Here is a 9,464-nt window from a genome sequence, read left to right on the forward strand (position 1 = left end):
ACCTTCTCAGTGTAGATGTACTAACACCTTTTAGTTTTGCGGCTTCAGAAATAGATAGTTTACTCATTGTTCTAGTCTAGCTCAAAAAATGAGTAAGTTTAAGAAGATTTAAGTAACTTTTTGTTAACTGTTAAAAGCCCCTCAAATATTAGCAGAATATGCCACATCAGTTTCTGTCACTGCTGAAAGTTATCGAGGGAAAACTAACGGCAATATTTATTTAGAATATACTAATAACGGTTATTATTGGATAATTTTAATAAAGAATAAAACTAGTAAATTATATTATTTATTGCCAAATGGAAATCGAAAAATTAACTTTAATCGTTTAAATAATCAGATTAAATCTTTATTTATAATTCAAGGAGATACTGAAAATGAAAATAGTAACTTCATTTTAGAAAAACCTTGTGATGTTAAAATTTTACCTAGTGGAGAATCATGGCAATTAATTAGTAAAGGTGATATTCTTATTGGCAAGATGTCTTCGGCAAATAAGTTATTAAATCAACTGGAAAAAATAAAGAATGATGAAGGATTAGTTCCTGAAAATATAGATAGCTTAACTAATATTTTGTTGAAAAATTATGCTTTAAACTCAGAAATTAAAGAAGAACAGAAAAAAAATAAAGAAACTTTATCATTAGTTATTAATGACTTGCAAAAAAAAGAAAATGATCTTGTTAATGAGACGATAAAAATACAATCATCAATCATGGAGTTAGATCAAAGAATCTCAAATAAAATAACGAGAATCAAAGCGGACATTTATGAGGCAATCAACAGAAATCGAAAATCTAATATTGAAACTACAGATAAATTAAACAAAATAATTAAAGATTGTGAACAAAGTATAACAACCATAAATCATATGTTAGAACAAAAATCAAAGTCGATAAATAGTTTATCTTTTCTCCTTTTAATTGTCACAATATCTATGGGAATGATAAGTTATCACTTATATAATCTAGGCATTTTTGAAAACTTTTTTGAAAATTATAATAGTATAAAATTAGATCAATATAGTTCTATTAACCAAAATAAGGAAACATCATTAAAGACAATTTCTCCATCAAATATTGAAAAAAAAACTCCAGAGAATTCTAGTATAATCGAAAATAATAACATTACAAGTATTACTTACAGTAATAGAGAAAATATCATAGATTTTATTAGAAATCATTACCAAAAATTAAGTAATCGAGCTTATTATGATACTTGGGAAAATCTCAGCGAAAATTTTATATCTGATCTGAATTTATCTTATTCTGATTACGAAGATTGGTGGGATAGCGTATCTACTATAAAGATAGAAAATATTACTTTAGTATCAGAAAATAATGATAGTGCTAAAATTCGAGTAACATTGACTTATAGATTAAATAATGGAAACTGGATCAGTGATAAAAAACCATATATTTACTTAAAATATGATCTTAATCAGGGTAAATGGTTAATTGATAAAAAATTGTCAAGTTAATCTAATTAACGTCATAGAGATTTTAAAAATAAAGAAAAAGAAAAATTTACATACACAAAACAAAAAGTTACTTCTTATGATTAATTTGATAAATTGCTTTTGTTTGTTTACCTTTATTCTCCGTAATTACTATAATTTTATTCTCCTTTAAAGGTGCGATGCCAAAGGCACACGGTGCGATCGCCACAATGATTTTATCAAGATCGAACTCCCCTAAATAATCCCCATTTAAACCCAAAAAAGCAATATTTCCCGACTGACTAGCACAAATAAATCCACTGTCACTAGGCAACCAAAAATCTGCTCGAAAATTAAGAGGAATACGACGAATAGAAAAAGGTTTAAACTTAATTAAAACTAAATTATTAGATTGTTTTTCTCTAGTTAAAAAAGTTTTCTTGAGCAGATAATGATCAACAATAGGATGTAAATTTAAAGGAACGCTATAAGTGTCATACCAGTTGCCACGACGATTAAAAAAGCGGAAAAATGTTTGATTTTTTTCAATATCTGATTGAGTATAAATAGTCACTCCATGAGCGGAATCAATATTAACAATTTGCTGAGGTAAAAAATCTTTAATGATGGGAATAACAGGAGATAAATTTTGAGTTTTGATAATTTCAAATCCTTGAGTTTCATCACAACTTCTAGTAATAGCAAACCATTGATTATTTTTCGCCACACTATAGATAAAATATTCACTTTTTACATCTTTTATTAACGTTTGAATTTCTTGATAATTAGAGTCACTATAAAATAAAGAATATTTATTAAAGTTGGATAAATCACGAGTAGCAATAATGCAACCAGAATCAATAGTTTGTAAATTAATAATTTGTTGATTTAAGTCATATTTAACTTGTAAATTTAAACTAATTTTATTACTATCTTTTTGATAATTTTCAATAATTAAACCTAGGGAAGTAGCTTGATATATTAGATTATTTTTTACCGCTAATAATGTAATATTTTCTTCTATAGACTTTTCATAAACTAAATTAAAAGAAATTTCTTGATGGGGAATAATATCATACAAAGATGAACTTTTTGTTTGTACTTTTAATGTGGATTCAAGAATATTATCTTTCATTTCTTGGGCAGTACGAAAACGATGTTGTGGCAGTTTTTGCAATGCTTCCATCAAAATTAATCGTAAAGACGGCGGTAAATCTTTGGGAAATTTAGGAGTTTGATTAATATGTCCTACCATGATTTCATAAGGACTACCACTAAAAGGGCGATAACCCATAAGTAACTCATAAAAAATAATACCAATAGAATAAAGATCAGAACTATAAGAATATTTACCGTAAAATTGTTCGGGCGCCATATAAGCAGGAGAACCAGTGTCACCCATATTACTAATATTAATATCTTTATCTTCTAATTCAATTTTTGCCACTCCGAAATCGGATATTTTCCCATTCCAACCTTGAGGAGTTATAGATAATATAATATTTTCTGGTTTTAAATCTCGATGAATAATCCCTTGTTTATGGGCATGATTTAAACCGTCTAAAATATCAGTAATAATTTTTAACTTTTGCGCAATACTGATTTTAAAAGGAGTGTCTAATAAATCTCTTAAAGTACCACCTTCACAATATTCTGTAACTAAATATCTCCCTTGAGAATTATGTTCAATTCCTTGACAACGAACTATATTAGAATGTTCTAAAGTCAAAAGAATACGCATTTCTCGTAACAGTTTTTTAGTGGAAAATTTTTGGGGATTTAGTTCTTTTAACGCTACTAATTCACCTGTTTGACGATGAATAGCGCTATAAACTTTCCCAAACTGTCCTTCTCCCACTAGGCTTAATGATCTATAGTGAGAATCTTTCACCATCTTATTTATATCACTCACAATAACGGATTAGATTATATCACTTCATCACTAATAAGCTAATCAAAATTAAGATTCTTTTCCTTAAATTTAATATTTTCCTTTAAAAGATTTTTCTATATCTTGACTACTTACGGGTTTACCAAATAAATAACCTTGTATATACTCACATTTATGTTCTTTTACTTTCAAAAATTGTGCCTCGGTTTCCACTCCTTCTGCTACTACTTCCATATCCAAATTGTGTGCTAAATTAACTATGGTTTTTAAAATTTTCTCTTTACGCTCATGTTTACCTATAGCACGAATAAAACAAGCATCAATTTTTAAAGTATCAATGGGAAATTTATATAAACGACTTAGAGAAGAATAACCCGTACCAAAATCATCAATACAGAGTTTTACCCCTAATTCTTTTAACTCATTGAGCATTATATCTGCTTTATCATCGGTTTCTAAAATGGCGCTTTCGGTAATTTCTAATTTGATCAAATGGCGATCGCACTGAGTTTCTTGTAAAATTTGATCTACATGATGAACTAAATTAGATTGTTTTAATTGACGAGGAGAAAGATTAACATTCATAAATAAAGAGCGATTAGGAATTAATGTTTGCCAAAGACGAGATTGAATACAAGCCTGACGTAAAACCCACTGCCCAATTTCCACAATTAACCCCATTTCTTCAGCCAGAGGAATAAAACCAGCAGGAGAAATAAAACCTTGTTGAGGATGATGCCAACGTAATAAAGACTCAAAACCAGCAATAGATTGATTATTCACAAGAATAATAGGTTGATAATAAAGTTCAAATTGTTCTTTTTCTAAAGCCTTACGCAAATCTTGTTCTAAATTAAGCCTTTTAACTGCTACTTTGTGCATAGTTTTATTAAAAATAGCTGAACGAGACTTCCCTAAAGATTTTGCCCGATACATAGCTAAATCTGCGTCTCTAACCATTTCTTCACCAGTTTCATAACCCATAGTACTTAAAGTAATTCCTATACTTCCTGAAGTAAAGATCTCTTGAGATCCTAACATCAAAGGTTGTTGTAAAGCAGTTTGAATATTGTGACTAATTTCAGAAACAATACTTAAATCTTTAACATCTTCAATAATAATAATAAACTCATCTCCTCCTAAACGAGCTAATTTATCTTGAGAACGAATACTATTTTGAATCCTTTGTGCTACTTCTTGTAAAAAAATATCTCCCACAGAATGACCTAAAGTATCATTAATTAACTTAAAACCGTCTAAATCTAAGAATAGTAAGCCAAAAATATAATCTTGATATTCATTAGCTTTTGCTAAACTATCTTTTAGTGCCTGTAAAAACCAAGCTCTATTATGAAGTCCTGTTAGAGAATCATGAAAAGCATCATGAATTAATTTTTTCTTTCCATTGATTTTATCAGTAACATCTCTTTGTATAGCTAAATAGTGAGTTACTTCCCCTAAAGAATTTTTAATGGATTCGATATGCCACTGATTATAAAACTCTTTACCATCTTTACGATAATTAATTGTCTCACCAAAAAAAACTTGTCCATTTCTTAATTTTTCTTTTAAATCCTTAAAAACCTTGCGATCAGTATTTGGTCCTTGTAAAATACGAGGAGTTTTACCCATAACTTCCTGACTCGAATAACCAGTCATTCTTGTAAATGCTTGATTAACAAAAACAATTTCTGGGCCTGGATAATCTAATTCTGTAGTAGTAATAACAATAGAATCATGAGAACTATGAACTGCGGCAGCTAATAACGTAATTTGTTCTTGACTATTCTCGATACAAGAATCAGAGAACTTATCTTGAGGCGTTGAAAATGATGGAAATATTTTTGTTTCAGGGTTAAGAATTTTAGAACTAATAGAATTATTATTTGTAACCATTTTTATTAGTTTTCATTTATTAGTAACATTAGGAAAAAATCTCGGAGATCTATTTAAACTGTTAAGAGTATATTATATATAAATTGTGGGCAATTCTAAAATAAATATTAAGACTGTAATAGTCAATATCGATAAAGAACCATCAGTGTTCATCTTAACTCAAAAAAAGACTAACATTATATTACTACTTGAATCTCAATAATTTCTGAAACTTGAAACCTGAAACTTAAAACTTGAGTTTGAGATTAAAAACTTTTAGAATAAAGGCTTTAGAAATTAGAAATTAATTACTCATTACTCCCTATTCCACTAAAATTTTATGATTCACAGAGTTTGATTAGTGTTGCTAACTCATCTTTTTCTTGAATAAGTTATCATTACTAAACAATCATCAAAATTAATCAACAAATAGTTCAAGGCATGAAACGCCCACCAAGATCAAAAAATTCTTCTCCTTACGATAACTATTCTGAGCCTAATAATCGAAAAAGCGTAAAATCATCTTCATTATTAGGAGGAATTAACTATACTTTAGCGGCTATTTGTGCAGGTATTTTTATTTTAGGTATTGGTGTTGGTATTGCCTTAAGCACAGGACAAGCTACGAATGGACCTAATGTAGCATCTCGTGAAGTAATTGATCGTAGTGCGCCTAACCCTGAAATTTGCGTACAATTTGGAGCTAGTGCCATTGTTTCTGACTTGCGCGTATTTATCACTCTTAATCCTTTTAACGTTTATGTAACGCAACCGAATATGAAACCAGGATGTGTATTAAGAAAGAATAATTGGTCAATATTAGAGCAACAAAAGTTAATTACTGATCAGCAAGTCAGAGAATGTAAAAACCGTATGAATACTTTTGGTTTTACTGGTACTTTAGAAAGTTCTCCGAAAATAGAATGTATTTATCAAAACGATTCGGCGGGAAATTTATTTCTTAATCGCCCTGGCACAATCGATCCTACCCCTACAGAAAAATTCTAAGTTGTGATTAGTCATTAGACTTTTAATGGACACTTTGTTTATAAAATAAACTTATCAATATTTACTTAAATAATTATCAAAATTGAACACCGTAGAAATAAAAACAACCATAGATTTATTTGCAGGAATCGGAGGAATTAGATTAGCTCTTGATAATAACGGTTTTAACTGTATATATTCTAATGATTATAATAAGTATAAATTAAGTTAATTAATATGCTCACAAAATATGAGAAGAAATTGGACTAGAAATGAATTGATTTTGGCTTTTAGTTTGTATTGTCGAACTCCTTTTGGAAAGTTACATCGTCTTAATCTCGATATTATTAAATTATCAAAAGTATTAATGAAAAAGAAGAGTTAAATAAATGTTTAATTCTTTCTCTGAAAACATCTTTAAGAAAATATCCTGAAGAAATTTGTGCATGGAAATTATTATTAGAAATAGCAACATCAGATAATCCCATTAAGGAAAAATATAATATTAGCTATGAAAATAAAACAATGCCTTTAGTGGGTTTTGCAACAGTCAATTTTTATGATGAAATTAACAATCCTCAACATCGTGGAATGTTTAAATTTTTTGATAGAGCTTTCATTGGTAAACCATTAAATGCTGATTTTATTGATAATTTATCAAAATTACCTCATTTTATTAATGATAATTTATAGATAATTATTTTCTAAAAGAAGAAAAAGTATCATTATGTTGAAAATATATAATCATCTTTGGTAACAGAAAAAATGTTAACTAACAGAGTATTAGTAGCGAAAAGTTTACCCTTTGTTATAATGAGTCAAAATTAAATTATTTATTATTAAAATTATGTGTGGAATCGTTGGTTATATTGGTACACAAACAGCTATTGATATTTTAGTTAGTGGTTTAGAAAAGTTAGAGTATCGTGGCTATGATTCTGCTGGAGTTGCTACTATTGTTGACAATAAAATACACTGTATTAAAGCTAAAGGTAAATTATATAATCTGCGCACAAAACTAGAAAAAGACAACAGTACTTCTAAAATTGGTATTGGCCATACAAGATGGGCAACTCATGGCAAACCCGAAGAATATAACGCTCATCCTCACCTAGATAATAACGGTAAAATTGCGGTAGTACAAAATGGCATTATTGAAAATTATCAAGAATTAAAAAAAGAATTATCCGCAAAAGGATATAAATTTGTCTCTGATACCGATACCGAAGTTATTCCTCACCTTATCGCTGAATATTATAATCCCGAAACCGAAGATCCTTTTATGGATGCCGTCAATAAAGCCGTTATTCGTTTAGATGGTTCTTTTGCCATCGCCGTTTTATGTGCTGATTATCCAGACGAATTAATTGTAGCCCGTCAAAGTGCGCCTTTAACCATTGGATTTGGGCAAGGGGAGTTTTTCTGTGCTTCTGACGTTACCGCTTTAGTTAACCATACTAACACTGTTTTATCTCTTGAAAATGGGGAAATTGCCCGTTTAACACCTTTAGGAGTCGAAATTTATGACTTTTCAGGAAAACGCCTCCGTAAAACTCCTCGTACCCTCGATTGGAGTCCTGTAACCGTTGAAAAACAAGGCTTTCGTCACTTCATGCTCAAAGAAATTCATGAGCAACCGTCGGTAGTTCGTACCTGTTTGGAAGCCTATGTTAACCCTGATTGGCACTCAGAAACCAATCCTGAAGAAAATCCCATTACCCTAAACCTTCAGCCCGAAATATATGAAGATTTAGAGCATATCCAAATCGTTGCTTGTGGTACATCTTGGCACGCAAGTTTAGTCGGTAAATATTTACTAGAGCAAATAGCCGAAATTCCTACTTTTGTACAATACGCTTCCGAATTTCGTTATTCTCCCACTCCCGTAATGCGTAATACAATTACTATTGGGGTTACTCAATCAGGGGAAACTGCTGATACCCTTGCGGCTCTTGAGATGGAGAGACAAAGAAGATCAGTTTTAACTTCTGAATATCACCCTCGTATTTTAGGTATTACAAATCGCCCTGAAAGTACATTAGGAAGTATGGTTGATCAAGTTATTAATACTTATGCAGGAATTGAAATTGGAGTTGCCGCAACTAAGACTTTTGTCGCCCAAGTCATCGGCTTTTATGTTTTAGCTTTAGATTTAGCATGGCGAAGAAAAACCGTTACCCCTTCAAGGATGCAAGAAATATTAACTGGTTTATTACAGTTACCTACCCAAATTGAGCAAATTATTCACTCTCAAGAAGCCAAAATCAAAGAATTAGCCCATCAATTTCCTGATACCAGAGATTTTATTTTTCTTGGTAGAGGCATCAATTTTCCCATCGCTTTAGAAGGTGCGTTAAAACTCAAAGAAATTAGTTATATCCATGCAGAAGGTTATCCCGCAGGGGAAATGAAACATGGGCCCATCGCTCTTTTAGATGCTCATGTCCCCGTAGTGGCCATCGCCATGAATGGAAGTATTTATGAAAAAGTTATTTCTAATGCCCAAGAAGCTAAAGCCAGAGATGCACATTTAATCGGCATCCTACCTCAAAATTGCCAAGAAGACATCTTTCAAGATACTTTATTTGTGTCGGAAGTGGAAGAAATTTTATCTCCTATTTTAGCCGTAATTCCTTTACAATTACTCGCTTACTATATTGCATCCATGCGTGGCTTAGACGTAGATCAACCTCGCAACCTTGCAAAATCAGTCACTGTAGAATAGTCTTAGGGGCGGTGCGATCGCCCTTGTAAAAGAATAATATAGTTGGGAACTGAATAATAAACTTAGAAACTAGAGAATAAAGTTGGAAACTGAGCCACCAAAATTTCTCTAGTTTTTTCGTAATCAACGCTTAATGGCGATCGAAGGTTTAACAGTCCCGTTGGTTAAAGTTTGGCTAGATACTGAGCTAGTGTGATCAACGCCTAATGGCGATCGAAGGTTTAACAGGATATTATATTTCACATTACATACTGTTTCTATTCTGTGATCAACGCCTAATGGCGATCGAAGGTTTAACAGATAACGAGAGATAGCTAAAAATAAAACTTGATAATAATAGTGATCAACGCCTAATGGCGATCGAAGGTTTAACAGTTTAAGAATACGGTACTATCAGACAAGCAAAAACGGCGTTGCTGAATTAAAGTATGATTTTTAGATAAGGTGATGCCGAAGGCACGCTACGCGCACGTATCTTTATTACTCTCTTAAATTATCACAGAGGCGTGCTGTGTACCAGAGCCGACGAGTGATCGCTCGTAACTTGT

At 31.0% G+C, this 9,464-nt stretch carries 7 protein-coding genes; 5 read left to right on the forward strand and 2 right to left on the reverse strand.

All coding sequences use genetic code 11. The features are described 5' to 3' along the window. Positions 1 to 292: 292 nt before the first annotated feature. Positions 293 to 1,480 (forward strand): hypothetical protein, encoded by a 1,188-nt coding sequence (locus ACEW8E_RS01760; protein ID WP_373478621.1) that lies wholly within the window; start codon positions 293 to 295, stop codon positions 1,478 to 1,480. Between the two features lie 67 nt (positions 1,481 to 1,547). On the opposite strand, the gene ACEW8E_RS01765 is transcribed toward ACEW8E_RS01760, so the two are convergent. Further along, complete coding sequence (locus tag ACEW8E_RS01765; protein WP_373478622.1) at positions 1,548 to 3,332, reverse strand: serine/threonine-protein kinase; 1,785 nt, start codon at positions 3,330 to 3,332, stop codon at positions 1,548 to 1,550. Positions 3,333 to 3,419: 87 nt separating this feature from the next. After that, positions 3,420 to 5,225 (reverse strand): putative bifunctional diguanylate cyclase/phosphodiesterase, encoded by a 1,806-nt coding sequence (locus ACEW8E_RS01770; RefSeq protein WP_373478623.1) that lies wholly within the window; start codon positions 5,223 to 5,225, stop codon positions 3,420 to 3,422. A 420-nt stretch (positions 5,226 to 5,645) separates the two neighbouring features. Here ACEW8E_RS01770 and ACEW8E_RS01775 point away from each other — a divergent pair, with 420 nt between their 5' ends. The 4 genes from ACEW8E_RS01775 to glmS all read left to right on the forward strand — a co-directional run bounded on the left by ACEW8E_RS01775 (position 5,646) and on the right by glmS (position 8,916). Then, a complete protein-coding gene (locus ACEW8E_RS01775; RefSeq protein WP_373478624.1) occupies positions 5,646 to 6,212 on the forward strand; it encodes a DUF3172 domain-containing protein in 567 nt (188 codons plus the stop codon). An 82-nt stretch (positions 6,213 to 6,294) separates the two neighbouring features. Further along, positions 6,295 to 6,423, forward strand: coding sequence for a DNA cytosine methyltransferase (locus ACEW8E_RS01780; RefSeq protein ID WP_373478625.1), 129 nt, complete (start codon positions 6,295 to 6,297; stop codon positions 6,421 to 6,423). A gap of 293 nt (positions 6,424 to 6,716) precedes the next feature. After that, entirely contained in the window at positions 6,717 to 6,884 is a 168-nt protein-coding gene (locus ACEW8E_RS01785) for a hypothetical protein (RefSeq protein ID WP_373478626.1), read from the forward strand. A gap of 154 nt (positions 6,885 to 7,038) precedes the next feature. After that, a complete protein-coding gene (glmS, locus tag ACEW8E_RS01790) occupies positions 7,039 to 8,916 on the forward strand; it encodes a glutamine--fructose-6-phosphate transaminase (isomerizing) (protein ID WP_373478627.1) in 1,878 nt (625 codons plus the stop codon). Positions 8,917 to 9,464 lie beyond the last annotated feature (548 nt).

Source organism: Geminocystis sp. (assembly GCF_041753295.1).
Classification (GTDB): domain Bacteria; phylum Cyanobacteriota; class Cyanobacteriia; order Cyanobacteriales; family Cyanobacteriaceae; genus Geminocystis.